The 26454-nt window shown below is 60.2% G+C and carries 26 protein-coding genes and 1 tRNA gene; 23 read left to right on the forward strand and 4 right to left on the reverse strand.

All coding sequences use genetic code 11. The features are described 5' to 3' along the window. Positions 1-288 precede the first annotated feature (288 nt). Positions 289-1275, reverse strand: coding sequence for a zinc-ribbon domain-containing protein (locus ACTQW0_RS01780; protein WP_441566653.1), 987 nt, complete (start codon positions 1273-1275; stop codon positions 289-291). Between the two features lie 296 nt (positions 1276-1571). Here ACTQW0_RS01780 and tmk point away from each other — a divergent pair, with 296 nt between their 5' ends. The 20 genes from tmk (at position 1572) to nagA (ending at position 21475) form a co-directional block, all read left to right on the forward strand. After that, positions 1572-2255: a dTMP kinase gene (gene tmk, locus ACTQW0_RS01785; RefSeq protein WP_427747986.1), complete on the forward strand. Its 684-nt coding sequence runs from the start codon at positions 1572-1574 to the stop codon at positions 2253-2255. Between the two features lies 1 nt (position 2256). Further along, complete coding sequence (locus tag ACTQW0_RS01790) at positions 2257-3384, forward strand: ATP-binding protein (protein ID WP_427794013.1); 1128 nt, start codon at positions 2257-2259, stop codon at positions 3382-3384. Beyond that, positions 3375-5069, forward strand: coding sequence for a PSP1 domain-containing protein (locus tag ACTQW0_RS01795; protein WP_427718946.1), 1695 nt, complete (start codon positions 3375-3377; stop codon positions 5067-5069). Before ACTQW0_RS01790 ends, ACTQW0_RS01795 begins: the two co-directional genes overlap by 10 nt. Positions 5070-5237: 168 nt before the next feature. Next, a complete protein-coding gene (locus ACTQW0_RS01800) occupies positions 5238-5978 on the forward strand; it encodes a ComF family protein (RefSeq protein ID WP_441566655.1) in 741 nt (246 codons plus the stop codon). A 604-nt stretch (positions 5979-6582) separates the two neighbouring features. Then, positions 6583-7575 carry a substrate-binding periplasmic protein gene (locus tag ACTQW0_RS01805; protein WP_441566657.1) on the forward strand — a complete coding sequence of 331 codons (993 nt, stop codon included), beginning with the start codon at positions 6583-6585 and terminating at the stop codon, positions 7573-7575. A gap of 317 nt (positions 7576-7892) precedes the next feature. Further along, positions 7893-8477: a ribosome hibernation-promoting factor, HPF/YfiA family gene (hpf, locus tag ACTQW0_RS01810; protein ID WP_055285508.1), complete on the forward strand. Its 585-nt coding sequence runs from the start codon at positions 7893-7895 to the stop codon at positions 8475-8477. 80 nt (positions 8478-8557) lie between these two features. Next, positions 8558-9511, forward strand: a complete 954-nt coding sequence (locus ACTQW0_RS01815; RefSeq protein ID WP_441566659.1) for a DegV family protein — start codon at positions 8558-8560, stop codon at positions 9509-9511. 98 nt (positions 9512-9609) lie between these two features. Continuing rightward, the gene (locus ACTQW0_RS01820) at positions 9610-10689 is read left to right on the forward strand and encodes an NAD(P)-binding domain-containing protein (RefSeq protein ID WP_427718955.1); all 1080 of its coding nucleotides are present in this window, start codon (positions 9610-9612) and stop codon (positions 10687-10689) included. Between the two features lie 5 nt (positions 10690-10694). Next, positions 10695-11123 carry a hypothetical protein gene (locus ACTQW0_RS01825; protein ID WP_427728604.1) on the forward strand — a complete coding sequence of 143 codons (429 nt, stop codon included), beginning with the start codon at positions 10695-10697 and terminating at the stop codon, positions 11121-11123. A gap of 15 nt (positions 11124-11138) precedes the next feature. After that, positions 11139-11837: a hypothetical protein gene (locus ACTQW0_RS01830; protein WP_427718960.1), complete on the forward strand. Its 699-nt coding sequence runs from the start codon at positions 11139-11141 to the stop codon at positions 11835-11837. A 6-nt stretch (positions 11838-11843) separates the two neighbouring features. Beyond that, positions 11844-12929 (forward strand): isocitrate/isopropylmalate dehydrogenase family protein, encoded by a 1086-nt coding sequence (locus ACTQW0_RS01835; RefSeq protein ID WP_441566661.1) that lies wholly within the window; start codon positions 11844-11846, stop codon positions 12927-12929. A gap of 126 nt (positions 12930-13055) precedes the next feature. Next, positions 13056-14138, forward strand: a complete 1083-nt coding sequence (locus ACTQW0_RS01840) for a hypothetical protein (RefSeq protein ID WP_441566663.1) — start codon at positions 13056-13058, stop codon at positions 14136-14138. 646 nt (positions 14139-14784) lie between these two features. Next, complete coding sequence (locus ACTQW0_RS01845; protein ID WP_117743271.1) at positions 14785-15228, forward strand: PTS fructose transporter subunit IIA; 444 nt, start codon at positions 14785-14787, stop codon at positions 15226-15228. Next, positions 15228-15509 (forward strand): preprotein translocase subunit YajC, encoded by a 282-nt coding sequence (gene yajC, locus ACTQW0_RS01850; RefSeq protein ID WP_022094612.1) that lies wholly within the window; start codon positions 15228-15230, stop codon positions 15507-15509. Before ACTQW0_RS01845 ends, yajC begins: the two co-directional genes overlap by 1 nt. Before the next feature lie 36 nt (positions 15510-15545). Continuing rightward, a complete protein-coding gene (gene agaV / locus ACTQW0_RS01855; RefSeq protein ID WP_154514998.1) occupies positions 15546-16028 on the forward strand; it encodes a PTS N-acetylgalactosamine transporter subunit IIB in 483 nt (160 codons plus the stop codon). A gap of 90 nt (positions 16029-16118) precedes the next feature. After that, positions 16119-16919, forward strand: coding sequence for a PTS mannose/fructose/sorbose/N-acetylgalactosamine transporter subunit IIC (locus ACTQW0_RS01860; protein ID WP_154514996.1), 801 nt, complete (start codon positions 16119-16121; stop codon positions 16917-16919). Next, entirely contained in the window at positions 16909-17991 is a 1083-nt protein-coding gene (locus tag ACTQW0_RS01865) for a PTS system mannose/fructose/sorbose family transporter subunit IID (RefSeq protein ID WP_441016782.1), read from the forward strand. The genes ACTQW0_RS01860 and ACTQW0_RS01865 overlap by 11 nt, the downstream gene beginning before the upstream one ends. Positions 17992-18175: 184 nt before the next feature. Next, the gene (locus ACTQW0_RS01870) at positions 18176-18907 is read left to right on the forward strand and encodes a GntR family transcriptional regulator (RefSeq protein ID WP_427794005.1); all 732 of its coding nucleotides are present in this window, start codon (positions 18176-18178) and stop codon (positions 18905-18907) included. A 114-nt stretch (positions 18908-19021) separates the two neighbouring features. Continuing rightward, a complete protein-coding gene (agaS, locus tag ACTQW0_RS01875; RefSeq protein WP_441016779.1) occupies positions 19022-20188 on the forward strand; it encodes an SIS domain-containing protein in 1167 nt (388 codons plus the stop codon). A gap of 117 nt (positions 20189-20305) precedes the next feature. Beyond that, the gene (gene nagA / locus ACTQW0_RS01880; protein ID WP_154514990.1) at positions 20306-21475 is read left to right on the forward strand and encodes an N-acetylglucosamine-6-phosphate deacetylase; all 1170 of its coding nucleotides are present in this window, start codon (positions 20306-20308) and stop codon (positions 21473-21475) included. 75 nt (positions 21476-21550) lie between these two features. Here nagA and ACTQW0_RS01885 read toward each other — a convergent pair whose 3' ends face one another. After that, positions 21551-22135, reverse strand: a complete 585-nt coding sequence (locus tag ACTQW0_RS01885) for a flavodoxin domain-containing protein (RefSeq protein WP_229770598.1) — start codon at positions 22133-22135, stop codon at positions 21551-21553. Positions 22136-22290: 155 nt separating this feature from the next. On the opposite strand from ACTQW0_RS01885, the gene ACTQW0_RS01890 reads away from it, so the two are divergent. The 3 genes from ACTQW0_RS01890 to ACTQW0_RS01900 all read left to right on the forward strand — a co-directional run bounded on the left by ACTQW0_RS01890 (position 22291) and on the right by ACTQW0_RS01900 (position 24844). Next, positions 22291-23172 (forward strand): aldose 1-epimerase family protein, encoded by an 882-nt coding sequence (locus ACTQW0_RS01890; protein WP_441555085.1) that lies wholly within the window; start codon positions 22291-22293, stop codon positions 23170-23172. Positions 23173-23230: 58 nt separating this feature from the next. Further along, complete coding sequence (locus tag ACTQW0_RS01895; protein ID WP_154514985.1) at positions 23231-24166, forward strand: hexose kinase; 936 nt, start codon at positions 23231-23233, stop codon at positions 24164-24166. A 204-nt stretch (positions 24167-24370) separates the two neighbouring features. Further along, positions 24371-24844 (forward strand): YhcH/YjgK/YiaL family protein, encoded by a 474-nt coding sequence (locus ACTQW0_RS01900; protein WP_117778978.1) that lies wholly within the window; start codon positions 24371-24373, stop codon positions 24842-24844. Between the two features lie 211 nt (positions 24845-25055). Here ACTQW0_RS01900 and ACTQW0_RS01905 read toward each other — a convergent pair. Further along, positions 25056-25131 (reverse strand) — tRNA-Thr (locus ACTQW0_RS01905). 206 nt (positions 25132-25337) lie between these two features. Continuing rightward, a complete protein-coding gene (locus ACTQW0_RS01910) occupies positions 25338-26390 on the reverse strand; it encodes an aldose epimerase family protein (protein ID WP_441566666.1) in 1053 nt (350 codons plus the stop codon). Between the last annotated feature and the right edge of the window lie 64 nt (positions 26391-26454).

Raw genomic sequence — 26454 nt, forward strand, 5'->3', positions numbered from 1 at the left:
CGGTATACGTAGAGCCATTGTCTCACGGTGTCGCGCGGGACCGACAGCGCCTTCGCCGCCGACTCGGAGCCGTGGCCTCGCTCGAAGAGCCCGATCGCCGCCTTCCTGGCCTCGATGTCGTGTTTCACTCTCAAGTCGACACGCATAAAAAGCCTCCCATTTCTCGTGTCCAAGAAATGGGAGGCAGTTCATGATCCTCGCCCGTTTTTTGTTCGGCAGTTAGGGACGTTCCTTTTCTACCGGCAGTTTAGGAACGTCCCTAACTGCCAGCTCGGGAACGACAAAACGCTAGTTCACCTCGACGGGTTTGGCGCTGGGATAGCGGTCCTCAAAGTCCAAGCGATACTTGTTGCTGCTGGTTCCCGGCTCGTTGTCGCGTGCCAGCGGCGCCACGATTTCGTCCTTATGGTCCGAGGGCTTTGCGTACTTTAGGCTAATCTCCCAGGCATCGCAGATCGCGTCGATGCGGTGATCAAGGTCGTCATACAGGGCAATGATGTCTTTCCAGGAGTTGTAGTTCTTGGAGCTCATGGGGACGTTCAGGTCCTCGACGATATCGTAATAATGCTCGATGGTCTCCTCCGTGCGCTCGGCGACGTCGGCGAGATTTTGACGGGTGGTGCGATCTTCTTCCAGATAGCTACCATTGAAGGCCTGCGCGCAGGCGCGGACCTGGCTATCGAGGTCCTCGAGCAGGTCGTAGTATTCGCTCAGGCGACGGTAGAGGTTCTGCTCGGAGAGGGTTGCTTCGCCGCCAGCCTCGTCCTCGTCGTCATCGTCATCGTCGTAAAGGCTATTGGGGTCGCCGAGAGGCTTGAGGTCATCATCGTCAACATCGTGGTGCAGCTTGGTAACCTCGGCAGTCGTCTGCGTGGCGGAGTTGTCGAACGGTTTGATCACAAAGAAGATGACCAGGGCGATGATGATTGCCACCAGCGCAACGATAACGGCGACAAGCGCCCCGGTGCCGCTCTTTTTGGGAGCGGGGGTCTGTGGCGAAGCAGGCGCGTATGCGGGAGCCGGCTGCTGTTGGGACGAGCCGCTCGCGACGGGTATGCACTGCGTGGTCTCGACGGCCGCGGGGCTTGCGGCGGGGTCGGGGCGATAAGCGAGGGGATCGTCCGCCTTGGCTTGCGGCGTATCAAGGGGCCCGGTCTGCTCAAAAGCGGGCTGGCTATCGCTCGCGGCTGTTTGCTCAACGGGTGCACCGCACGAGGTGCAGAACTTGGCATTATCTGCAAGAAGCTTGCCGCACGAGGCGCAATACCGAGACATTGCCACTCCTTTCGCCACATTTCAATGCCATACGACGATTATACCAAGCATCCAAAATTCCCCATCATAAGTTGCGGTGAAATAGGGACTGTTTGGCGGTCTTAGAGCTTCAGTCAGTCCCTATTTCACCGCAACTTTGGAAAGGCACCTTTAGTCATTGGGGACGTTCTTAAACGACCAGTCAATTAAGAACGTCCCCAATGACTAGGTTGGATTTGGGGTGCGCCTGCCCCTGGGGTATCATGATTTGGTTGATATATCTGCATTTACGCGCCTTGTAGGAAGGGGCTGCGCCCATGGCTTTTGAGCCCGCTCAACATAGCTTTATCACGCTCGAGGGCGTCGATGGTGCCGGTAAGTCCACGCAGGCGCGCCTGCTGGCCCGTGCGCTCGAGCTCGCTGGCTACCAGGTCGTGACCCTGCGTGAGCCGGGTGGTACCGCCATTAGTGAAAAGATCCGTGCCCTGCTGCTCGACCCCGCCAATACGGCGATGGGGGATACCTGCGAGCTGCTGCTCTACGAGGCCGCACGCGCCCAGCTGGTGCACGAGGTCATAGCTCCCGCCCTTGCGGCCGGCAAGGTGGTCCTGTGTGACCGCTTCTATGATTCCACGACCTGCTACCAGGCGTTTGCCGACGGTCTCGATCGCCAGATGGTACGCGACGCCAACAACCTTGCTGTCGCGGGGACGCACCCGGCGCTCACGCTCGTCTATCACATCACGCCCGAGCAGGCGGCGCTGCGCATGTCCGCCCGTGGTGCGGTCGACCGCATGGAGGCCAAGGGCATGGCGTTCCAGGAGCGCGTTTACCAGGGATTTAGTGCCATTGCCGCCGAGGAGCCAGATCGCGTGAAGCTCATCGACGCCACCGCTTCCATCGAGGACGTCTTCGCGCAGACGGTCGAGCAGGTTCGCGCGTACGGTCTCGACATTTCCCAGGACGCCGTCACCGCCACGCTTGCCCAGGAGGCCGAGTAACATGGCCCCCGCTCAGGCAAGCCTGCTGGCCAAGCTCGACACCCAAGAGCGCGTACGCGATTTTTTGACCAACGCCGTCGCCAGCGGCCGCGCATCGCACGCCTACCTGTTTTTGGGCGCTCCCGGTGCCGGCAAGCTCGATGCCGCCTGGGCGCTCGCCCAAGCCTTCCTGTGCGAGCAGGACGGCTGCGGCTCATGCGATAGCTGTGTGCGTGTCGCCCGCCATACGCACCCCGACGTGCACTATTACACGCCCGAGAGCGCCACGGGCTACCTCATCGCCCAGACCCGCGAGCTGCTCGACGACGTGCCGCTGGCGCCCATCCGTGCCAAGGCCAAGGTCTACATCATCGACCGTGCCGAGCAGCTGCGCGCCAACACCGCCAACGCACTGCTCAAGACGCTCGAGGAGCCGCCCGAGGGCGTTATGTTTATCTTGCTGGGCACCTCGGCAGACGTGATGTTGCCCACCATCGTGAGCCGCTGCCAGTGCGTGCCGTTTCGGCTGGTGTCGCCCGCCGTGGCCACGAAGGCCGTGAGCCGCGCGACGGGCCAGGATCTCGCACGCTGTCGCATGGCGGTCGCCGTGGCGGGGAGCCCCACGCGCGGCATCGAGTTCCTTAAGAGCGCCGAGCGTCAGGATGCTCGCCGCCAGATGATCCGCGCCATCGATTCGCTCATCGCCGCCGACGAGGCCGATGTACTCAGCCGCGCCAAGTCGCTCATCGTCGCCGTTAAGGCTCCGCTCGCCGAGGTCAAGTCCACGCAGGAAAAGGTGCTCGAGCAAAACGCCGATTATCTGTCGCGTGGAGCATTGAAGCAGCTTGAGGACCGCAACAAGCGCGAACTCAACGCGCGCGAGCGTTCGGGTATCATGGAAGCGCTGGCGAGCGCGCGGACGCTCATGCGCGACGTGCTGCTGACGCTTCAGGATGAGGCGGCAGACATTGTGAACGAGGATGTGCGCGACACGATCGGGCGGCTTGCCGCCGCGACGAATGTTGCGGGTGCCACCCGGGCGCTCGAGGCGGTCGCGACCGCCGAGCGCAACATTGCCAGAAACGTTACTCCCCAGCTGGCCATCGAGGTCATGCTGTTCGATATCAGGAAGGCACTGAAATGCCGTTAGTCGTACCCGTTAAGTTTACCTACGCCTCGCGCGACCTGTGGTTTGACCCGCAGGATCTGGATATCCTCGAGGCCGATTATGCCATTTGCTCCACCGAGCGCGGAACCGAGATCGGCCTGGTCACGGCCGATCCCTTCGAGGTGCCGCAAGACGAGATCGGTCAGCCGCTCAAGCCCGTGCTGCGTGTGGCGAGCGATATCGACCTGCAGCTTGCCGACGACCTGGCCATCCAGGGCGATGAGGCCATGGTCGATTTCCGCCGTCTGGTCAAAGATCTCGACCTCGAGATGAAGCCGGTGGGTGTCGAATACCTGTTTGGCGGCGAGAAAGCCGTGTTCTACTTTGCGGCCGAGGAGCGCGTCGATTTTCGTCAGCTCGTCAAGGACCTGTCCTCGACGCTGCACATTCGCGTTGACATGCGCCAGATTGGCGTGCGTGACGAGACTCGCTTGGTGGGCGGCTATGCCCAATGCGGACAGGAGCTCTGCTGCACGCGCTTTGGCGGACAGTTTGAGCCCGTCTCGATTCGCATGGCAAAAGAGCAGGACCTGCCGCTCAATTCGTCTAAGATCAGCGGCGTGTGCGGCCGCCTGATGTGCTGCCTGCGCTATGAGTTCGAGGCGTACAAGGACTTTAAGAGCCGCGCGCCCAAAAAGAAGACGCTCATCGATACGCCGCTCGGCAAGGCGCGTATCCAGGAATATGACACGCCGCGTGAGCAGCTGGTGCTGCGCCTGGAGAACGGTAAAGTCTTTAAGGTCAACCTGGCCGATATGACGTGCTCGGAGGGCTGCAAAAAGAAGGCCGCCGAGCAGGGCTGCAGCTGCCGCCCCGACTGCGTGACGCGCGATGTGCTCGAGCGCATCGAGTCGCCCGAGATGCGCCTGGCGCTCATGGAGCTCGATCGCGAGAACGGCGTCGACGTGGGCGATGGCCTGTCGAGTGCCGACCGTCTGGCCGGCACGTCGATGCCCAAGCGCCGTCGTCGCGATGCCGAATCCGATGCTTGTGCCGGTCAGGGCCAGGGCGAGGGTCGTGGCCGCGGAAAGGGCCGCGGCAAGGCCGAGGCTTCCGAGGCCGAGGAGGCGGCCGGCGGCCGTCGTCGCCGCAAGCGCGCGGCGTCCGTCGACAACGGCGAGACCGCGGGCAAGAACGCCTCTCGCGAGCGCGAGGCTCAGCAGCCCCAGCAGCAAAACCGCGGCGGCGGCATGAACCCCACGCGCCGTCGTCGCCGCCACCTGTCGAGCGAGGAGCGCGAGGACGCCTTCCGCGCCGCAGCCGCTCGCGAGGCCGGTGCCGCTCCCAAGGGCGCCTCGGCCTCCGACGCGCCTGCCGACAAGGCTGGCAGGCCACGTGGCGAGGAGGAGCGCGCGCCGCGTCCGCGCCGTCGCCATTCCTCGGGCACGCAGCAGAAACCCTCGGTTCCTTCTGTGGCCGATCAGGTTTCGGATGGTGAAGTCAAGGTCACGCGCCGTCGCCCCGGCGATGGCGGAGGAGCTGCCGCCAAGGCTTCGCGCGGCGGTGCTCGCGACGAGCGCGAACCGCGTGAGGATCGCAGTGGCGAGGGTTCGGCCGACCAGAGTCAGAAGCGCCGCCGCCGTCGCCGTTCCCGCAAGCCGCGCCAGGATGGTGGCGAAGGCTCGACCCACACCTCGTCCGCACCGCAACCGCCTGCCGGCGAATAGCGCCCGCAAGCGGATTCGACTTGTCTGACCCCAAATGCAACGGGGTATCATGGCACTGAATCGACAACCCTCCCTTCGCCCAAGCGTAGGGAGGGTTTTGTCATAAATAACTATCTGAATGGTTTGAGCCGCTTACGGAGTGCCGGCATCTCGCCGTTTGCGGATGAAATGCTACCGTTTGCCGAGCGCGCGGCGCATGAGGCACTCGAGGTTCTTTCGCCCACGCGATGCGCCGGTTGCGAGCGTGCCGGTGCGCTTATTTGTCAGGAGTGCCTGGCGTCGCTCACGCTTGTCGATCCGCGCCACAGCTGCACGAGGTGCGGCGCTCCGTTTGGAGACCTGCTGTGTACCGAGTGCTCGGTCGAGGGTGCGTCTTCGGCGGTGGCTAAGGCCCTCGATCGCTGCCTGGCGTGCGCTGTCTATGCACATCCGTTGCCGCGCATCATCAAGGCATACAAGGATGCGGGCGAGCGCCGTCTGGCACCGTATCTGGCAGAGCTGCTCTACGACACCGCCTTGCATGCCCAGGTAGCAGCCCCCGACCGTTACGGCGGCGTGCTGTCCGGTGCCGACGCGGTGGTATTTGTGCCCGCGACTGCGGCGGCGTATCGGCGGCGTGGATTTGATCACATGGAAGCAATCGCGCGCTCGTTTTGCGATCTTTCGGGCGTGCCATTGGTGGACGCCTTGGTCAAATACGGTCATGGCGACCAGCGCGAACTCGGTCGCGCCGAGCGCCGGGAACATGCCCGGGACATGTACGAGACGGTCGAGGATGTACGTGGCTGCCGTCTGCTGCTCATCGACGATGTCATTACCACGGGCGCAACAATGGCAGCGGCCTCGGCGGAGCTTAAGCGCGCCGGCGCCAAAGCCGTCGATGGCCTCGCTATCGCACGCGTTTGGTAGGGGTGGTTTTGTGGCAGTGAAGATTGCACGGCGCGTCGAGCCGACAGGCGAGCAACTGGCAGCCTCTGTAATGCTGACCGGCGCCTCGGCGCTACGCATGATGCGCGCCGAGCGCAGGCATTTGGGCCACATCAGTTGGAGGGACTTCCATCCCGATGAAGAGCGTCGTGTGCTGCCCGCCTCGACCTGCGAAATCTGTACTCGCGGTGCGAATGACGACCTAACCTTAAACTTTAGCTTGAACTTAGCTATAATGCGCTACGTTCCCGCCAGGCTGTGGTTGCGGAAGGGCAATGCGCCCATCCAAGTCCAAGACAGACGCGGTCAAAGGGATCCACGTAAGCGACCGCGTGCGCGCGGCGCGATCATGGCGCGTCCTAGATGTAAGCCGCACCGTCCGTTCTACTTTCTTTGGGGCAATACCGCCTCGCGGGCGAGCGGGCCAGTCGTGAAGGTGGCTGCGGCCTCCCGAGCAAACGCCCCGGTGCGCAAGTGTGGGGTCAAATACCAGGTCAGCTGGTGGGAACAACCCGATATTCCGTGCAGGGCACGGATCGTATACGACACAGAAGGCAGGGTAGCGGACATGGTGAGGGGCAGCTTGATGCATGCGACTCGGTTGGGTGCTGGGACCGCGGCGGTCATTGCCGTTTTGGGCCTGAGTGGGTGCGCGTTCAATCCACTGTCCACGTTCACGACGCCCACGATCGACCAGATCGAGCGCGAGACCGTTACCCCCACGGTATCAGACGATGCCCTGGTCACGCCGGGAACCCTGACGGTCGCCCTCGATACTTCCGATGCCCCGCAAGCCATGCAGGATGCCGACGGAAACCTCACGGGCTATGCGGTCGATGCCGCTCGTGCCCTCGCATGCCGCATGGGTCTCAAGGTCGCCTTTGTCGATGCGTCCTCGGCCGATTCCGCGCTCAGCGATAAAAAGGCCGATATCTTCATTGGCGACGTCAGCTCTACGGACGGCGATATCAGCTCGCTTGGCACCTGTCTGTACGACGCCCCCGCCGTATTCGGCAAGAGCAGTGACGGCGAGTCGTTGAGCGTTTCCACCGAAATGCTTAACACCGCTACCCTGGGCGTTCAGACCTTCTCGGCCTCGCAGGAAGCGCTCGCCAAGCAGGGCATCACGGCCAACCAAAAGACCTTCTCCAACATCAACGAGTGCTTCGAGGCACTCGAGTCGGGCGAGGTCGATTACGTGGTCTGTGATTCCACGGCCGGTGGTTACCTCGCGCGCCTGATGAGCCAGATCTCCTGTGTCGGCACGCTCGAGACGCCCTCCACGCTTGGCGTCGCAGGCCTTAGCTCTAACGATGAGCTGTGCCGTGCCGTGGGCGATGCCCTCGACGACATCACGGTCGACGGCACGCTCGAGGCGGTCCACTGCGTCTGGTACGGCCAAATGCCCTATGACCTTACCGCCAAGACTGTTTCGGGGGCCAATGTGCAGGCATCCGAATCTACGTCCAACGAGACCGAGTCCTCCGATGGCGACACCTCCGATAACAACGGCGACAGCCCGTCGTCTAGTCAGGAGGGCGCCATCACCGACGATGACATCAACAAGCTCAATAGCTAGTTATTGGTAGGGGTGGCGCCTGCCATACATTGAACAAGGCGCTTCTTCACGGTTTCAACACGCATGGCCGGGTCTCCCCCATAGGGGAGCCCGGCTTTTCAATTTTGATAAAACCAGCAGCTCAAGGGCAATTTCCAGGAGAAAAACCAACTCCGCCGACGCCCTCATATAGCGCACTTTGCCGCGGAAAAGTGCGAGACTTCGGTATGCGGTATCAAGCAGTCGTTATTCGGGCCTTTGGGAATTCGGGTGATTAAATGCACGGCAATGGGTACATAGCCAGTACAGTAAGTCCCCGAGGCAGATTGGAGCCACGTATGGATATCAAGGTTTCTGGACGCAAGACGACGGTAACCGATGCTCTGCGTGCGCATGTGGACGAGAAGATCGGCGAGGCGCTCAAGGTTTTCGATATCGAGCCCATGACAGTCGACGTCGTGCTTCGTTATGAGAAGAACCCCTCGAACCCCAACCCGGCAATCGTCGAGGTCACGGTTCGTGCCCGCGGCTCTGTGATTCGCGTCGCCGAGCACGGCGCAGATATGTATGCCGCCATCGATCTCTCCGCCGATAAGGTCACCCGCCAGCTGCGCAAGTTCAAGACCAAGGTTGTGGACAACCGCCAGGGCGGCGCCAGCGCCGCGGATGTCGCACCGGTCGAGCGCGTCGAGGATCTGGCCGACCTGCTGCTGCCCGAGGAGGACGACGACCTGCTCGTCCGCGAGAAGGTCATCGATGTCACCCCGATGACTGAGGAGCAGGCGCTGGTGCAGACCGATCTGCTCGGCCACGACTTCTACGTGTTCGAGAACGCGACGACTGGCCTCATCAATGTGGTGTATCACCGTAAGAATGGTGGATATGGCATCATCAAGCCCCGCATCGAAACACTTGACGAGTAAAATACGTTAACTTGCATGAGTTAACGGTTGGCGGCCATCCCATGCGGGTGGCCGCCTTTTTTACGTAAGGAGTCGCTTTGATGGACAAGGCCGCATCCGCCGGTCATTCGGACCGTTGCCGTATCGTCGTCGATACCTGCTGCGACTTTAACCCCGAGGTCGCCGCGAACCTCGATGTCGATATCTTGGGCTTCCCTTTCATTATCGATGGCGAGGAGCGCACGGACGACATCTGGTCGAGCATGAGCCCTAAGGAGTTCTACGACCGCATGCGCGCCGGTGCCCGCGTGTCCACCTCGGCTGTGTCGCTCGGTCGCTATATCGAGTTCTTTACCGAGTGCGCCAAAGAGGGCACGCCCACGGTTTACCTGTGCTTTACCTCGGCGCTGTCGTCGAGCTACAACTCCGCGTGCCAGGCGGCAGATGCCGTGCGCGCCGAGTATCCCAACTTTGAGCTCTACGTGGTCGACAACGCTCTGCCCTGCGCGACCGGTGCGCTTTTGGCGCTCGAGGCCGTGCGCCAGCGTTCGGCGGGACTGACTGCCAAGCAGCTGGTCGATTGGGCAAACGAGGCCAAGACCTACGTGCACGGCTACTTTACGCTCGAGAGCTTCGATGCGCTGGCTGCCGGCGGCCGCATTCCGCCCGCGGCGGCGCAGCTCACGGCAAAGCTCGACGTCAAGCCCGAGCTCTCCTACGACCTTGCCGGCTCGCTGTCGCTGATCGGCGTCAACCGCGGCCGCAAGAAGGCGCTCAAGTCCATCCTCAAGTCGTTCCGCGAGAACTACGTGCCCGATCGCACCATGCCCATCGCCATCATGACGGCCGATGCCGAAAAGGACGGTGACTGGCTCGAAGCCGCCATCCGCAAGGAGGAGGGCTGCGCCGACGTTACGATCATTCGCAGCTCCGTGGGCCCCACCATCGGCTCGCACGTGGGCCCCGGCATGGTGGCCTGCGCGTTTTGGGGCAAGAACCGCACCGACAAGGCGTCGCTTTCCGACCGCATCGCCCGCCGCGTGCGCGGCCAGTAGGCAAGCGCTGCGTCCGTAATCGCCCTCGACTCACAGCTCAAACGCCGACAACGAGTATTCAACCTGGTAATAACACCCAAGCCAAAAGGAAAGGTTTCATGGCAAACAAGCTCTCTGTCGCATTTATCGGCACCGGAATCATGGGTGCCCCTATCGCCGGCCACATTCTGGACGCTGGCTATCCCGTCACGGTCAACAACCGCACCAAGTCCAAGGCTGCAGCGCTTGTTGAGCGCGGTGCCGTCTGGGCCGATACGCCGGCAGATGCCGCGGCGAACGCCGACGTCGTCTTTACCATGGTGGGCTATCCCTCCGAGGTCGAGGAGCTCTACCTGGCGGGCGACGGTCTGCTCGCGTGCACTAAGCCCGGTGCGGTCCTAATCGACCTCACCACGAGCTCGCCCGAGCTGGCGCGCGACATTGCCGAGGCCGCCCAGGTTTCCGGCCGCATGGCGTTTGACTGCCCCGTCACCGGCGGCGAGTCGGGTGCTATCGCCGGCACGCTTACGGCTATCGTGGGCGCTACCGAGAACGACATTGCCCCGGTCCGCGATATCCTTTCCACCTTTGCGGCAACCATCTGCTGCTTCGATGGCGCCGGCAAGGGCCAGGCTGCCAAGCTCGCCAACCAGGTGTCGCTGGGCGCCTGCATGGTCGGCATGGCCGATGCGCTGGCGTTTGCCGAGCTGAGCGGCCTTGATATGGAGAAGACCCGTCAGATGATCCTGGGCGGCACCGGCAAGTCCGGTGCCATGGAGAGCTTGGCGCCCAAGGCGCTCGACGGCGACTACAAGCCCGGTTTTATGGTGGAGCACTTCATCAAGGACCTGCGCTTGGCGCTCGCCTATGCCGACGACCGCGAGCTTGCGCTGCCCGGCGCCGACGTGGCCTTTACGCTCTATGACATGCTCGACGCCATCGGCGGTGCCAAGCTGGGTACCCAGGCCATCAATGTCCTCTATAAGGAGGAGGCCGACGCCATTGCCGCCGGTCTGGACTGGTCGCAGTATCGTCCCGAGGAGCATGGTGCTCACGAGGAAGGCTGTGGTTGCGGCGAGCATGGCGACGATCACGAGTGCGGTTGTGGCCACCACCATGGCGAGGACCACGAGTGCTGCGGCGGCCACGGCCATGACGACGGCCACGAGTGCTGCTGCGGCCACCATCACGAGGAGTAGCGCCCATGAGCTGGACGTTCGTGGTGCTCGCACTAGTGCTCTTTCTCTTTGCGATCTACATTGGCTTTTTGTGCGGCCAGTGGGCGTGCGAAAAGCGCGTCGTCACCAAGCGCGACTACTGGATTGCCAACTTTGCAGGAGCGGCGGCAGTCGTCCTGCTGACCTGGGTGTTCTCGCTGTTCCCGCTGGTGCAGTTTGCGCCGATCGGCTGGCTTGGCGGCTTTATCGCCGGCCTTAAGATGAGCTTTGGCGAGTCCGTTGGTCCGTGGCGCAAGCACGATGAGGTCTTTAACGTCAACCAGGCTCATCGCGCCGCCGCCGACGCAGGAGACGCCGAGGAGCGCCGCCGCGCGCGTCGCAATGGCGCGGCTGACCGACAGCTCATCTCGGTCACCGATGACAGCAAGGGTGCTGGCAGGCATACTAAGAAATAGTAAGAAGAGGTAACTATGGCAGAAAACAAAGACGAACAGCTCACCGACGAGGAGCTGGCACAGCTTCAGCTGGCAGAGGAGAACGAGAACACCGTCGACCGCTTGGTCCAGGAGCTCGGCTGCCCCACGCGCCGTATCCGCCAGTTTGCCGCCCGCGTGCTGCACCTGCTTGCCGAGCGCGATCCGCAGCGCGTCGTGCCCTGCGTGCCCGCGCTGATCGAGGCGCTCGACCGGCCCGAGGCTCAGACTCGCTGGGAGGCCCTCGATGCCCTGGCGGCGCTCGCCACCACCTGCCCCGACCAGCTGGGCGATGCCTTTGAGGGCGCCGAGACCGCACTGTTTGACGAGATTTCCTCCACGCTGCGCTATGCCGCCTTCCGCCTGCTGTGCGTGTGGGGTGCCACGAGCGTCGAGCGTTCGCGCGAGGCTTGGCCCATCCTGGACGAGGCCATTCAGTGCTACCACGGTGACCTCGAGTATCGCGATATGCTCGGCTGCCTGTACGAGTTTGGCAAAGGCGAGATCGATGCCGAGATCGCCGAGAAGCTTGCGCTGCGCCTTAAGTTCGATGCCGAGAACGGCAAGGGCAGCTATCTCAAGGCCCGTTCGAGCGAGATTTGCGAAATGCTTGTTAAACGTTTTGGCCTGGATCTCTCCAAAAAGAAGAAGCGTGCTAGCGTTAAAAAATCTGACGACGCCGAAGACGAGGAGTAACAGATTATGGCGCACGATGTAGTCCTGATTCCCGGTGACGGGATCGGTCCCGAGATTACGCAGGCCATGCGCCGCGTGGTCGAGGCCGCCGGTGTCCAGATCAATTGGAACGTCCAGGAGGCCGGTGCCGGCGTCATGGACGAGTTTGGCACGCCGCTGCCCCAGCATGTGCTCGATGCCGTCGCCCAGACCAAAGTTGCCATCAAGGGCCCCATCACCACGCCGGTCGGTACGGGGTTCCGCAGCGTCAACGTTGCCCTGCGTAAGTACTTCGGTCTGTACGCCTGCGTGCGCCCCTGCCTGTCGCAACCGGGCGATGGCTCGCGCTTCCGCGATGTCGACCTGGTTATCGTGCGCGAGAACACCGAGGACCTCTACGCTGGTATTGAGTTCGACGAAGGCGCTGCCGAGGTCGAGGAGCTTTCACAGCTTGTCGAGCGCTCGGGTCAGAAAACCTTCGCCGCGGATTCCGCCATCTCGATCAAGCCCATCTCCATCGCCAAGAGCCGCCGTATTGTGGAGTACGCCTTTGAGTATGCTCGCCGCTGCGGTCGCAAAAAGGTGACGGCCGTGCATAAGGCCAACATCATGAAGGCGACTGACGGCCTGTTCCTGCGCGTGGCTCGCGAGGTGGCTGCCAACTATCCCGATATCGAGTTCAACGACAAGATCGTCGACGCCACCTGCATGGGTCTGGTTCAGAACCCCAACGACTTCGATGTTCTAGTCCTGCCCAATTTGTATGGCGATATCGTCAGCGACTTGTGCGCCGGTCTTGTGGGCGGCCTTGGCATGGCCCCCGGCTCCAATATCGGAGCCGACTGCGCCATCTTTGAGGCCACGCATGGCTCCGCGCCCGATATCGCTGGCCAGGATATCGCTAACCCCACGGCCGAGATTCTGTCTGCCGCCATGATGCTCGATCATCTGGGCGAGAACGATGCTGCCAATCGTATTCGCGCCGCCGTATCTGCCACGCTCGACGAGGGCGAGCAGGTTACCGGTGACGTGCGTCGTGCCCAGACCGGCTCCATTGAGGGCGCCGTGGGCACGCAGGCCTTTGCCGATGCCGTTATCGCGCATCTTGCCTAAGGGGATACGGCTTCAAACGCCTAAGCGGTACTTATACGTTTGCGGATAACCTGAGAATGAATACGCCCGGCGCTCTGTCGGGCGTATTCTATTGAGGACTATGTTTCTTAACAAGGAGTAACTGATATGGGTCTGATTCAAAAGAAGGACGAGAAGGACGAGATCGACGGCATCCAGATCATCGAGCGCGGCGAAGGCCCCGACGGTGACGAGGACGAGAAGATCGATCTGGTCGCCGGTACGTCTGCCGAGCACATTGCTGCCGGCACGACCGCCGAGGAGGACGCCCGCCTGGAGGCTCAGATTGCCGCGGATGCCGCCGACGAGAACCTCATGCCTGAGGAGCAGGACGAGGACGATGACTCCGACGTGGACGACAGTGCATCCAAGCACAAGAAGACGATGATTGCCGCCTTTGTGGTCGCCATCGTGATCGCTGCTGTGGTCGGCTTCTTTATCGGCAACGGTGGTTTTGGCGGCAAGGGCGTCGGCTCGGCGACCCTCACCGAGGACCAGCTCGATTCGACCGTGGCAAGCTACAGCTACAACGGCAAGAAGAGCGACATCACCGCGCGCGAGGCCATCGAGAGCCAGTACAGCCTTGATACCGTCAAGGATAGCGATGGCAACTACACCGCTCCCTCTGCCGACGTTATCCTGTCCTACGTGCGCAACAAGATCCTGCTCGACGCCGCCGAGGACGAGGGCATCACCGTCTCTTCTAAGGAGATGAAGAAGTACGCCGAGGATTCTATCGGCACTTCGGACTACAAGACCATGGCCACGCAGTATGGCGTGTCCAAGGATCAGGCCAAGCAGATCGTCCGCCAGTCCGCAACGCTGCAGAAGCTCTACAAGAAGAAGGTGGGCGATAGCTCCGCAAGCATGCCGATCGCTCCGACCGAGCCTTCTGACGGCAACGAGGACACCGCGAGCAAGGACTACGCCGACTACATCATCAACCTTGCCGGTGACGAGTGGGATAGCAAGAAGGGTACCTGGAAGGACAAGGACAGCACCTACGCTAAGGCTTTTGCCGACGATGCCTTTACGGCCGATAGCGCTACCTATAAGCAGGCCATGACCGCCTATTACACCGCCTACCAGCAGTACTCTTCGCAGGCTTCGAGCGCCAGCTCCAAGTGGACCGAGTACGCCAACGGCCTCTACGCCAAGGCCAATATCAGCATCTACGGCCTGTTTGCGTAAAGATTACCTGAGCCTTCGAGTACGAAGCCGAAATATCTGATGAAGCCCCCTAGAACGGAAATCGTTCTAGGGGGCTTTTTGCGTTGGAGGGCTATCTATTGAGACGGAAAGGGCAGATTGAATGATCACGCACGTGCTTCATCGGGTCTCCCTAATTCATCTGGGAAAACAACTGCAAACGATTGCAAGTAACCGGTGAACGGTCGAAAACGACCGTTCGCCGATAATCTCAAAACTGGTTCAGACTGGTATTAAGTCAAAAAGACCAATTCACATATCTTCACAATGACCTGCAATTTTTCTACACGCCATTTTTAGCCGCCCTGCGTTGTTTAGACACGGAAAAAGATCCGATCTTTTGCCAAAGCATTTCGAAACGGTTTCAAAACCGCAGGTAGATGTGTTAACGACCGGTAAACGGTCGAAATATCACCGTGAGCGGTGCAAAAACGTTTTACTGTATGAATCAACGAAAGCGACCTCTTCTGGGGTGATATAGTGACAACAACACGTCACGTGGTTACTACCAGTTGATAGACCACTGGTCTTCAAGGAATGCTTATCAAGAAGCTTTAAGGGCGAGCGCCCGCTGGCTTCCGAAAATCATCGGACTCAGATCGTACACACCTTCGGAAGGGAAATTTGAATGGTTGGCTTTATTCTTACCGGTCATGGACAGTTCGCACCCGGTCTCGCAAGCGCTATCGCTATGGTTGCCGGTGACCAGCCCGCTTTTACCGTCGTTCCTTTTGAGGGCGATCAGGCTGCTTCCTACGGTGAGGATCTCCGCGCCGCTATTACCGCCATGCGCGAGGAGTGCGATGGCGTGCTCGTCTTTACCGACCTGCTTGGCGGCACCCCGTTTAACCAGTCGATGATGATTGCCCAGGATGTCGACAACGTCGAGGTTCTGACCGGCACTAACCTCCCCATGGTTATTGAGCTTCTGTTCCTCCGCGGCAATGCCACGCTCGCCGAGCTTGGCGAGCAGGCAGTGACCGTTGGCCAGACGGGCATCACCGCCCAGACGGTCGCATCCGTTGCCGGCTCCGACGAAGAGGATATCTTCGGCGACGAGGACGGCATCTAATGGCCGATTTCGGAGCCAACGTCCTGAGCTCCTCGGTCGCTCTTTTAGGCCTGCTTGTCATCATGGGCTTGATTTACACCATCTGGTCGCAAATCAACATGAAGAAGAAGCAGAAGTACTTCAAGGAGCTGCACACCGAGCTCAAGCCGGGTCAGGAGGTTCTTTTCGCCGGCGGTATCTACGGAACCGTCAAGGGCATCGAAGGCGAGAAGGTCCAGATCAAGGTCCGATCCGGAGCCGTCGTAGATGTTTCGCGTTACGCGATTCAGGAGATCAAGTAACTGTCGTCAGCAAATAGCGAAAGGAAGCTGATCAACATGGCAGAACCCAACATTCTTCTTACCCGCATCGATAACCGACTGATTCATGGTCAGGTTGCCACCCAGTGGAACTCCACTCTGGGCTCCAACCTCATCCTCGTCGCCAACGACGACGTTTCGACCAATACCATGCGCCAGAACCTCATGAAGATGGCCGCTCCCGCCGGCGTCGCTACGCGTTTCTTCTCTCTGCAGAAGACCATCGACGTCATCGGCAAGGCGAGCCCGCGCCAGAAGATCTTCATCGTGGCCGAAACACCGGAAGACGTGCTTACGCTCGTCAAGGGCGGTGTGCCTATAAAGAAGGTAAACATCGGCAACATGCACATGTCGGAAGGAAAGCGCCAAGTCGCCACCTCCGTCGCAGTTAACGACGAGGATGTCGCTGCGTTTAAAGAGCTGCAGGAATTGGGGGTGGAGCTGGAGATCAGGCGCGTTCCGAGCACGCCTGTTGAGGACACGAGCAAGCTCTTCTCGTAATCCTCGTGATCCACATTGTCAGGAGTGAAACCCTGACGTTCTGTACGTGATATCAAAAGTGCGTACATGCATTTTGAAAGGAGGAGCAAGATGGAATACTCGATCATCCAGGTCGCTCTGGTCTTCATCGTCACGTTCGTCGCGGCAATCGACCAGTTCAACTTCCTCGAGTCTCTCTATCAGCCCATCGTCACCGGCGCCGTCATCGGTCTTATCCTTGGCGACCTCAACACCGGTCTTCTCGTGGGTGGTACTTATCAGCTCATGACGATCGGCAACATGCCGATCGGAGGCGCTCAGCCGCCTAACGCCGTCATCGGCGGCATCATGGCAGCCATTCTCGCAATCGCCACGGGCCTCGAGCCCAACGCGGCAGTCGGCCTTGCCATTCCGTTCGCTCTGCTTGGTCAGCTCGGCGTTACCCTGGTCTTCACGCTTATGTCGCCGCTCATGTCCTCCGCGGACAACATGGCTCACAACGCTGACACCAAGGGTATCGAGCGTCTGAACTACTTCGCCATGGCTCTGCTCGGCCTGATCTTCGCTATCGTCGTCACCCTGTTCTTCATCGCTGGCGCTACCATCGGTCAGACCATCGCTTCCGCCATCCCGGCTTGGCTGCAGACCGGTCTCTCCGCTGCAGGCGGCATGATGCGCTTCGTCGGCTTCGCCGTCCTGCTCAAGGTTATGATGAACCGCGACATGTGGGGCTTCTTCCTCATGGGCTTTGGCCTCGCGATCATCACCGTTGCCAACGATTCTCTGGCAACTCCTGCCCTGCTCATCCTCGCTCTCATCGGCTTCGGCATCGCTTTCTGGGACTTCCAGCAGCAGACCGAGCTGAAGGGTGCAGCTGTTTCTGACGGAGGTGACTTCGAAGATGGCATCTAATGAGTATGTGATCCCGGAGCACTACGAGGATCTCACTCCTGCTCCGCAGCTCGACCAGAAGACCCTCAACAAGATGGCTTGGCGCTCCTGCTTCCTGCAGGCCTCGTTCAACTACGAGCGTATGCAGGCCGCTGGCTGGCTCTACTCCATCATCCCCGGTCTGGAGAAGATCCACACCAACAAGAACGACCTCGCGGCTTCCATGAGCCACAACCTGGAGTTCTTCAACACTCACCCGTTCCTCGTCACCTTTGTTATGGGCATCGTGCTTTCGCTCGAGCAGAACAAGGTTGACATCCCCACGATTCGCGCCGTCCGCGTCGCCGCAATGGGCCCGCTCGGTGGTATCGGTGACGCCCTGTTCTGGCTGACGCTCGTGCCTATCACGGCTGGCATCACCTCCAACATGGCCATCAACGGCAACGCCGCTGCGCCGATCATCTTCCTGGTGATCTTCAACGCCGTCCAGTTCGCACTGCGCTTCTGGCTCATGAACTGGTCCTACAAGCTTGGCACCAGCGCTATTGACGCTCTGACCGCCAACATGCAGGCCTTCACGCGCGCCGCTTCCATCATGGGCGTCTTCGTCGTCGGTTGCCTGGTCGTCACCATGGGTGGCACCCAAATCAACCTCCAGATTCCCAACGGCACCACCCGTGGCCTCTCCGCTACTACCGTGATCGTCTCCGAGAAGGATGCCGAGAACTTCACCGGTATGGAGGGCATCGATACCGAGACCGCTGAGGCCGGTACCATCGCCATGACCGATAAGGACGGCAACGCCCTCACCGCTTCCGATGCCGACGGCAACGCTGTCGAGTGCGGCGTCACCGATCTGGGCAACGGCATGGAGTCCGTGACCTACGGCACCGTTACCGAGGATCCGGTCAACTTCTCTGTTGCCGACACCCTCAACACCATCGTCCCGAAGCTCGTCCCGCTTATGCTTACGCTGCTGCTTTACTACATGTTCGCTAAGCACAGCTGGACCCCGACCAAGGGCATTCTGCTGCTCTTCGTCCTGGGCATCCTGGGCGCTGGCCCGCTTGGTCTCTGGCCGAGCATCTGGTAAGGCTCTAGCTTGAGGGGTGTGTCCCTACGCGGCTCACACCCCGACCCCTTAAGCCATGTGTATGTTAAAAGCCGCGTGCTCGAAAGAGCGCGCGGCTTTTGTTTTCTTGATGATTCGGATGTGGCAGACAGATAATGTTAACCACCCAAGGTAGTAGCCGAGTTTGAGAAAATGGGAGGATAGGATGGCGATCGGGGCGCGTAAGCAACCGCTGTACGATCAGCTGGTCGATATTCTGACCGAAAAGATTGACCATGAATATCGTGCCGGTGACATGATTCCTTCCGAGCGCGAACTTTCGGAGCGCTATGGTCTCTCGCGCACCACGGTACGCCTGGCTCTGCAGGAACTGGAGCGTTTAGGACTGGTGGTTCGGCAGCACGGTCGCGGTACCTTTGTGACCGACCGTTCGGCAAAGGCAACCAATCTTATGCAGTCCTACAGCTTTACCGAACAGATGCGCGCGATGGGTCGCGACCCCGAGACCACGATTCTCGAGTTTTGCGAGATGGAGGCCGATAAGAATCTAGCCGAGCATATGGGATTGCATATCGGTGATCGCATTTTTAAGCTCAAGCGCCTTCGTTCTGCCGACAACATGCCCATGATGGTCGAACGCAGCTATCTGCCGGTTCGTCAATTTCTGTCCCTAAAGCGACCACTGCTGGAGAGTAAGCCGCTTTACGATGTGATTGAGCAGGACTTTCAGCAAAAGATTCGCGTGGCCGAAGAGGAGTTCTATGCGAGCATAGCCCGTCCCACCGATGCCCACCTTTTGGCAATTGTCGAGGGGTCGCCTGTGCTCGATTTGGTCAGGACTACGTATAACGAGTCAAACGAGGTTGTGGAGTATACGCTCTCGGTTGCTCGTGCCGATCAGTTTAAATACAAGGTTTACCACCAGCGTAGCAACTAGTGTTCGCATCGTTTCCATATGGTGATTCCTTGCATTTAACTGGTTACTACCAGATAACCAACCGAAGTGTATAATTGCACGTCAGAGGATTACTTCTAGAGAGAGGTATTAGAAATGTTCGAGAAGAGTGTCGAGGAGCTCACCGAGCTCGGCGCCCAGATCACCACGGCCGAGATTGCTCAGCAGCCCGAGCTTTGGCGTGATACGCTCAACATCTATCGTGAGAACAAGGAGGCCATCGAGGCCTTTCTGGCCGAGGCTCGCGCTATGGGCGAGGGCCGTCTGTCCGTTGTCTTCACCGGTGCCGGTACGTCTGACTACGTTGGCGATACCTGCGCCCCGTACCTGCGTCACGCTGGCAACACTGATCTCTACGACTTTAAGCCCATTGCCACGACCGACATCGTGAGCGCCCCGCGCGACTTCCTGCGTGCCGAGGATCCCACGCTCGTGGTTTCCTTTGCCCGCTCTGGCAACAGCCCCGAGAGCCTTGCCGCCGTTGCCGTTGCCAAGGAGCTTGTCCACAACGTCAAATTCCTCAACATCACCTGCGCTCCCGAGGGCAAGCTCGCCGTCGAGTCTGCCGATGATCCCAACGCGCTGACGCTGCTCATTCCGCGCGCCAACGACAAGGGCTTCGCCATGACCGGTTCTTATTCCTGCATGACCCTGCTCGCCACCCTTATTTTCGACACTGCCTCTGACGAGCAGAAGGCCGAGTGGGTCGAGACGATTGCCAAGATGGGCGAGGAGGTCATCTCCCGTGAGCCCGAGATCGCCGATTACCTCGCTGGAGACTTTAACCGCGTGACCTACTTGGGTTCTGGCTCCTTCGGTGGCCTTGCCCAGGAGAGCCAGCTCAAGATCCTCGAGCTCGCTCACGGTCTGGTCGCCACTTCTTACGACACTTCCATGGGCTATCGTCACGGACCCAAGTCCTTCGTCGACGACAAGACCCTCGTGTTCGTGTTCGTCAACAACGACGCCTACACCCGTCAGTACGACATCGACATCCTCAACGAGATCGGTGGCGACGAGATCGCTCAGCACACCGTTGCCGTTCAGCAGGATGGCGCTACTGTCTACGAGGGTGAGTCCTTCACCTTTAAGGGCTACGAGGCACTTCCCGAGGGCTACCTTGCTCTGCCGTTCGTGATGTTTGCCCAGGCTATCAGCCTGCTTAACTCCGTGCGCGTGGGCAACACGCCCGACACGCCGAGCCCCACCGGCACGGTCAACCGCGTGGTCAAGGGCGTGACGATTCACCCCTTCACCGCTTAATCGCGTCCCCCTGTAAGGGCGCCCGTCCGCTCATAACGGCGGGCGGGCGCTTTTTGTTTTACGTGAGCTGGGTATAAACATCACCACAGTCAACTGCTTTAGAAGTGAGGAGTACATATGAGCACGTACGCAATTAAGGCTGACAAGTTCTTCTTGCCGGCAGGCCCGCAACTGGGCGGCTATCTTATGGTCGAGGATGGCGTCTTTGGCGCTTGGCAGGCCGACGAGCCCTCCTGCGAGATCAAGGACTACACGGGATCGTGGATCGCTCCGGGCATGGTCGACACCCACATCCATGGCTTCTATAACCATTCGACTACCGATAACGATCCCGAGGGCATCGATATCAGCTCGACCGAGCTCGCCCGTCGCGGTACCACCAGCTGGCTGCCCACGACGTTCACCGATGGCGTCGAGCAGATCAAGGACGCCTGCGCCGCCATCGCTCAGGCGGACGAAGGCCGTGGCCCCGACTTCTGCGGTGCTCGCATTCAGGGCATCTACCTGGAAGGCCCTTTCTTTACTATGAAGCACGTGGGCGCGCAGAACCCCGCTTATCTTATCGATCCCTCCGAGGAGGTCTTCGATCAGTGGCAGGAGGCTGCGGGTGGTCGCATCGTTAAGAGCGCCATGGCGGCCGAGCACGACGGTGCCGCTGCTTATGCGGCTGCTCTGAACGCCAAGGGTGTGGTGACCAGCATCGGTCACTCCGACGCCACCTACGATGAGTGCATCGCCGCCATCAACGCCGGTGCCAGCTGCTTTACGCATACCTATAACGGCCAGCGCGGACTGCATCACCGTGAGCCCGGTGTTGTGGGTGCTGCCATGTCCACGCCCGAGACCTACGCCGAGATCATCTGTGACGGCAAGCACGTAAACCCTGGCGCTATCAAGGCGCTGCTGCAGGCAAAGGGCTGGCAGCATACGGTGCTCATCACCGACTGCCTGGGTTGCGGCGGCATGCCCGAGGGCAGCTACACCAGTGGCGGCATGGACGTCATCATGAAGGACAACCTGTGCTGGCTCGCCGACGGCAAGAGCATTGCCGGCTCGGTGCTCACGCTTGCCCAGGGCGTCAAGAACATCGTCGACTGGGGCATTGCCAGTGCCGATATCGCCATTCGCATGGCAACCGAGGTGCCGGCACGCTCCGTGCACATCGAGGATAAGTGCGGCAGCATCATGCCGGGTCGCGACGCCGACTTTGTCGTGTTCGACCATGAGCTCACCCTCGTCGAGACGTATGTTGGCGGTCAGAGCGTCGGTAACGCCTTTACCGAGTAACGATAGAAAAAGACGGCGGGCCCGAATCTGCTCGGACCCGCCGCATGGGTTAAACGCTCAAAAGTACCTTCACAGTTACAGCTTGTTAGCGATCTTCTTTACCGTGCGCTTAACGCCGGCCACCAGGCCTCCTGCAGGATGCTCCTTCTCGTATGCGAGGCGCTTCTCGCGCTTGGCGTACTCTTCGACGATGATGTCGCCATACTCGTCTTCGATCTTGTCGAAGAAGTCGACGGCGCCCTTAATTTCCTCAGCGGTCGGGTGTCCCTTTTGGACACCGCCGGTGAGTTTGAACGGCCCCCACGTATCAAAGCCGGGGCAGCCGTAGACACCCATAAAGATGGCCTGCCTCATGCGGCAGATGCCATCGATATCCTTGCCGTACCACTTGTTTTTGCCACCGTAGGTCATAAGGCCAAACACCTTGTCCTGCGGCTGCAGCACGTTAGTGAGCACGCGTGCCATATCCTTGTCGATCTCGGAGTAATAGATGCCCGTGGCGACACCGATCAGATGATATTCGTGCAGGTTGGGATACTCGTTTTTGCCGAGCGCCTTGACGTCGAGGGTATCGATCTCGGGGTGTGCCTCGACGATGGCGTCCACGAGCTTTTTCGTATTGCCGTGATGGCGCGAGGCGTAGAGGATGATGGTTCGCATAAGAAGGCCTTCCAGCTGTAATTACATCAATGTCTGTATGGTACCCCGTTGCATGGCTGGGATACCGGACACATCGCTGAGCGTGCGGGTTTGTCCTTTGGTCAGGGCCGAGACGGATACTTGCGAGCAAAAGCAGTTGTTCGAAAGGATGGGCAATGGAATACGCTCTCTCCAACGATTCGATTTCTATTAAGGTGTCCACGGCTGGTGGTTCGTTTACCTCGATTGAGGCCGGAGGCCGCGAGTACTTGTGGCAGGGCGATCCCGCCGTGTGGTCCGGCCAGGCACCGATTTGCTTCCCGATTTGCGGAGGCCTGCGCGATGGCAGCGCCATGACGTTTGCCGGGCATCATGTGAAGCTCGCCCGCCACGGCTTTGCGCGCAAGCAGGAGTGGAAGCTGCTGAGCCAAAGCGCAAACGAGCTGGCTATGTGCCTGGCTTCGGAGGATAACGCCGCGCTGCTGAGAGATTATCCCTACCCGTTTAAGCTTGTCGCTCGTTATACGCTCGAGGACGCTGCCGTGCGCGTTTCCTATGAGGTGACCAACGAGGGCACCGAGGACATGCCGTTCTTTATCGGTGGACACCCCGGCTTTAGGTGCCCGCTCGACGAGGGCGAGGCCTATACGGACTACGAGTTGCGCTTCGAGAAAGACGAGGCTGCGGAGCTTTGCACCGCCGTACCCTCGACTGGCTTGATTGATGTAGCTAACCGTTCAAAGAACCCCATGGTGGGAAAGACGCTCCCCCTGTCGCATGAGCTCTTCGATTTTGCGGAGACCATCTTTGACGTGCTCGAGAGTCGTCAGGTCACGCTTTCCAAGAAGGGCGAGGACAAGGGCGTTCGCTTGAGTTTTGAGGGTTTCCCGTACCTCATCGTGTGGAGTAAGCCCGAGGGCGATTTTGTGGCAGTTGAGCCCTGGGGCGGCCTCTCGACCTGCTCCGATGAGGACGACGTACTTGAGCATAAGCGCGGCTGCCTTGTCGCCAAGCCCAAGGAGACCGTCGTTCGCTCGTTCACGATTGAGATTCTGTAATTCCGTTTTTCGACTCGTATCGCGAGGCATAAGGAGCCTGCGAGATAAGGAGCTAAAAATGATCCTCACCGTTACGATGAACCCGTCTGTCGATACGCGCTATCAGCTCGATGAGCTCATTATCGACGACGTCAACCGTGTGACGCCCGAAAAGACCGCCGGCGGCAAGGGTCTCAACGTGGCCCGTGTGCTGGGCCAGCTGGGCGACGACGTTGTTGCAACCGGTCTGCTCGGTGGTCATATGGGCGCCTATATGGCAGAGCTCATGGATGCCAACGGTATTAACAACGACTTTGTGCCCATCAAGGGCGAGACTCGCATTTGCCTCAACATCCTCCACGCCGGCAACCAGACCGAGCTGCTCGAGAGCGGCCCGACGATTGCCCCTGAGGAGCTGGATGCCTTTACCGCCAAGTTTACCGAGCTGGCTGGCAAGGCCGACGTCGTCACTATTTCGGGTTCGCTGCCCCGCGGCGTCGAGGCAGACTACTATGCCAAGATCACGGGCATTGCCGAGAACGCCGGCGCCAAGGTGCTGCTCGATACCTCGGGCGCTTCGCTCGAGGCTGCCCTCAAGTCCGAGGTCAAGCCCGAGCTGGTCAAGCCTAACCTAACCGAGATCAACGGCTTGTTGGGCACGAGCTTTACCACCGACGATGTGGACGAGCTCCGTGCTGCGCTCGCCTCTGACGCCCGCTTCTCCGATATCCCCTGGGTCGTCGTGTCCATGGGCGCTGCCGGCTCCGTGGGCTTCCACAACGGACGTGCGTTCCGTGCCAAGACCCCCGATATCCCCGCCGTTAACGCTACGGGTTCCGGCGACTCCACTATCGCCGGTTTCGCGCATGCCATCGCTGCCGGCGCGGACGACGAGACGGTGCTGCGTACCGCCAACACCTGCGGCAAGCTCAATGCCATGGATCCCATGACCGGTCATCTGGTCATGGACCGTTGGGACGAGGTCTACAACGGCGTTGTCGTGGCCGAGCTGTAAGAACTTGGGCGTCGGCTCCGGCATCGGTTGTTTGCTTGTGGTTAGAGCCAACGACAAGTGCGGTAGCATTATGCCGGGGCGCGACGCCGATGCTGTCGTGTTCATTCCCGACCTTACCCTGGTCGAGACGTATGCGGGCGGCAACAGCTTTGGTAACGCGTTTGCCGAGTAGCCGCCAAAGAAACGATCCGAGAGGGGATTTAGATGATTTACGGTGCATTGGGCGATATCGAGGAGTACCGCGGAATGCTCAAGGGCCTCGACGTGCTGATCGACTGGCTCGAGGAGAACGACCCGGCGGAGCTCGAGGTCGGCAGCCATCCGATTCTGGGCGACAAGGTCTTTGCAAACGTCATGGCTCCCACGACGCGTCCCGAGGCCGAGGCTCACTATGAGACGCATCAGCGCTATCACGACCTGCAGATCGACGTCGAGGGTCGCGAGGCCTTTAAGGTCGCTACGGGTAGCCTGACGCTGGTCCAGGAGTTTGACGAGAAGGACGACTACGATCTGGTCGATTCCGACGCCTCGATCGCCGGCGATCTTGCCGACGACAAGTTTGCGCTGTTTGTTGCCGGCGAGCCGCACATGCCCACGCTCGAGTTCCCGGGCGATGGCGCACAGCCGGTTAAGAAGATCTGCTTTAAGCTGCTTGCAGACGCTTACTGGGAGGAATAGCGCGCTGCTCTGCTGAGCTGTTCGTATGCTGGCGTGTTTTCCCTAAGGGAATCACGCTACGACCCCGTTAATCGTGTTTTCCCTAGGGGAATCACGATTAACGGGGTTTCTGTTTTGAATAGGGGAGCTGACGCTGTTGCGATGCGTGGATTGGCACGCGCACGCAAAATCGGCAACAAAAAAGCCGCCCGAAGGCGGCTGTCTTGTGCAATGGAGCCAGCGACCGGGCTCGAACCGGTGACCCCCGCTTTACGAGAGCGGTGCTCTACCAACTGAGCTACGCTGGCGACCATGTGATGACGCAACTGAGGCGTCAACGGCTGTCTATGATACGGGACATCGCAAATCCGCGCAAGTGCTCTGACAGCTTTTCTCACGTTAAATGCACTAATCATTCAAGCCGGGATGTGCCTGGTTGCCTACAACAAGGTAGAAAAACGCCCGTCGGCGGTGTGCCGGCGGGCGCTGCTGTGCGATATGTTGCGTTATGGGCTTAGTGCCTCATAAAGTGGTATTCGATCACATTGCTGTAGGGATGACCCGGGCCCACAATGCCCTGGGGGAACAGCGTCTGGTGCGGCGTGTCGGGGTACATCTCGGCCTCGAGGGCAAAGCCGGCGCCCCAGCCGTAGTTGGCATCGTCCTTGGCGTGCTCGTCGCCTAGCCAGTTGCCGGTGTAGAGCTGCACGCCCGGGGCGGTGGTGTAGTAGTCCAGCTCACGGCCGGTCCACATCTCCTCGACGTGCAGGGCACGGCGCAGATTGCGGCCGTACTGATAGCCGCCAATGCACAGGCAGTGATCGTAGCCGCGTGCCTGCTTAATCTGCGGATCGTCGGCCTCCATGCCAGGCGCGACGGGGCGTAACTCGCGAAAATCAAACGGTGTTCCCTCGACCGGAGCAATCTCGCCAGTAGGAATGTTCTGGTCGTCAATGGGCAGGTAGTGGGCGGCGTTGGCAACAAAGAAGTGCTCGCAGTCCATGCCGGCGTTATGGCCGGCAAGGTTAAAGTACGTGTGGTTGGTCATGGACACGTACGTGGCGCGGTCGCTCTCGCAGCCATATTCGATACGGAAGCGGCCGGTGTGCGTCACGGTAAACACGGCCGTAAAGGTGCGGTTGCCGGGCAGGCCCAACTCGCCATCCTCAAATGAGGTGGTCATGCGCACGGCGTTGTGGGCCTCGTCGAGCTCAACATCCCACACGCGCTTGTGCAGGCCGTGTTCAAGATCGCTGTGCAGGTTGTTGGCGCCCTCGTTGGCGGGCATATGCCAGTCCGTACCGTCGATGGTGATCGTTGCACCTGCAGTGCGGTTTGCCACGGGGCCAATGGTCGCGCCAAAGCAGGCGGGGTTGTCAAAGTAATCCTCGAGCTTATCGAAGCCCAGCACCACATCGCGCACGTTGCCGGGAATGTCGGGCACATCGATACCCAGCACGGTGGCGCCATAGTCCATAATGCGAACGCAGATCTCGGGCCCGTTGAGGGTGTAGCGATGAACGGGGGTACCGCACGGCGCGGTGCCGAAAAGCTCAGAAGTGATCATTTGGTTCCTAACATCGAGGTATTTCCGACAAACTGTAGCGCGAACAGGCGAGATTATCACTACA

The sequence above is a fragment of the Collinsella sp. LCP19S3_B7 genome (assembly GCF_052121795.1).
In the GTDB taxonomy this organism is placed as follows: domain Bacteria; phylum Actinomycetota; class Coriobacteriia; order Coriobacteriales; family Coriobacteriaceae; genus Collinsella.

Coding starts and splice junctions, on each gene's coding strand:
- ACTQW0_RS01865 (WP_441016782.1), top strand. CDS start 16,909: ATGGCATCTAATGAGTATGTGATCCCGGAGCACTACGAGGATCTCACT.
- ACTQW0_RS01805 (WP_441566657.1), top strand. CDS start 6,583: ATGCATGCGACTCGGTTGGGTGCTGGGACCGCGGCGGTCATTGCCGTT.
- yajC (WP_022094612.1), top strand. CDS start 15,228: ATGGCCGATTTCGGAGCCAACGTCCTGAGCTCCTCGGTCGCTCTTTTA.
- ACTQW0_RS01815 (WP_441566659.1), top strand. CDS start 8,558: ATGGACAAGGCCGCATCCGCCGGTCATTCGGACCGTTGCCGTATCGTC.
- ACTQW0_RS01845 (WP_117743271.1), top strand. CDS start 14,785: ATGGTTGGCTTTATTCTTACCGGTCATGGACAGTTCGCACCCGGTCTC.
- ACTQW0_RS01890 (WP_441555085.1), top strand. CDS start 22,291: ATGGAATACGCTCTCTCCAACGATTCGATTTCTATTAAGGTGTCCACG.
- ACTQW0_RS01885 (WP_229770598.1), bottom strand. CDS start 22,135: ATGCGAACCATCATCCTCTACGCCTCGCGCCATCACGGCAATACGAAA.
- ACTQW0_RS01820 (WP_427718955.1), top strand. CDS start 9,610: ATGGCAAACAAGCTCTCTGTCGCATTTATCGGCACCGGAATCATGGGT.
- ACTQW0_RS01900 (WP_117778978.1), top strand. CDS start 24,371: ATGATTTACGGTGCATTGGGCGATATCGAGGAGTACCGCGGAATGCTC.
- ACTQW0_RS01840 (WP_441566663.1), top strand. CDS start 13,056: ATGGGTCTGATTCAAAAGAAGGACGAGAAGGACGAGATCGACGGCATC.
- tmk (WP_427747986.1), top strand. CDS start 1,572: ATGGCTTTTGAGCCCGCTCAACATAGCTTTATCACGCTCGAGGGCGTC.
- ACTQW0_RS01835 (WP_441566661.1), top strand. CDS start 11,844: ATGGCGCACGATGTAGTCCTGATTCCCGGTGACGGGATCGGTCCCGAG.
- ACTQW0_RS01795 (WP_427718946.1), top strand. CDS start 3,375: ATGCCGTTAGTCGTACCCGTTAAGTTTACCTACGCCTCGCGCGACCTG.
- hpf (WP_055285508.1), top strand. CDS start 7,893: ATGGATATCAAGGTTTCTGGACGCAAGACGACGGTAACCGATGCTCTG.
- ACTQW0_RS01870 (WP_427794005.1), top strand. CDS start 18,176: ATGGCGATCGGGGCGCGTAAGCAACCGCTGTACGATCAGCTGGTCGAT.
- ACTQW0_RS01860 (WP_154514996.1), top strand. CDS start 16,119: ATGGAATACTCGATCATCCAGGTCGCTCTGGTCTTCATCGTCACGTTC.
- ACTQW0_RS01830 (WP_427718960.1), top strand. CDS start 11,139: ATGGCAGAAAACAAAGACGAACAGCTCACCGACGAGGAGCTGGCACAG.
- agaV (WP_154514998.1), top strand. CDS start 15,546: ATGGCAGAACCCAACATTCTTCTTACCCGCATCGATAACCGACTGATT.
- ACTQW0_RS01800 (WP_441566655.1), top strand. CDS start 5,238: ATGCTACCGTTTGCCGAGCGCGCGGCGCATGAGGCACTCGAGGTTCTT.
- ACTQW0_RS01790 (WP_427794013.1), top strand. CDS start 2,257: ATGGCCCCCGCTCAGGCAAGCCTGCTGGCCAAGCTCGACACCCAAGAG.
- ACTQW0_RS01825 (WP_427728604.1), top strand. CDS start 10,695: ATGAGCTGGACGTTCGTGGTGCTCGCACTAGTGCTCTTTCTCTTTGCG.
- ACTQW0_RS01910 (WP_441566666.1), bottom strand. CDS start 26,390: ATGATCACTTCTGAGCTTTTCGGCACCGCGCCGTGCGGTACCCCCGTT.
- ACTQW0_RS01895 (WP_154514985.1), top strand. CDS start 23,231: ATGATCCTCACCGTTACGATGAACCCGTCTGTCGATACGCGCTATCAG.
- ACTQW0_RS01780 (WP_441566653.1), bottom strand. CDS start 1,275: ATGTCTCGGTATTGCGCCTCGTGCGGCAAGCTTCTTGCAGATAATGCC.
- nagA (WP_154514990.1), top strand. CDS start 20,306: ATGAGCACGTACGCAATTAAGGCTGACAAGTTCTTCTTGCCGGCAGGC.
- agaS (WP_441016779.1), top strand. CDS start 19,022: ATGTTCGAGAAGAGTGTCGAGGAGCTCACCGAGCTCGGCGCCCAGATC.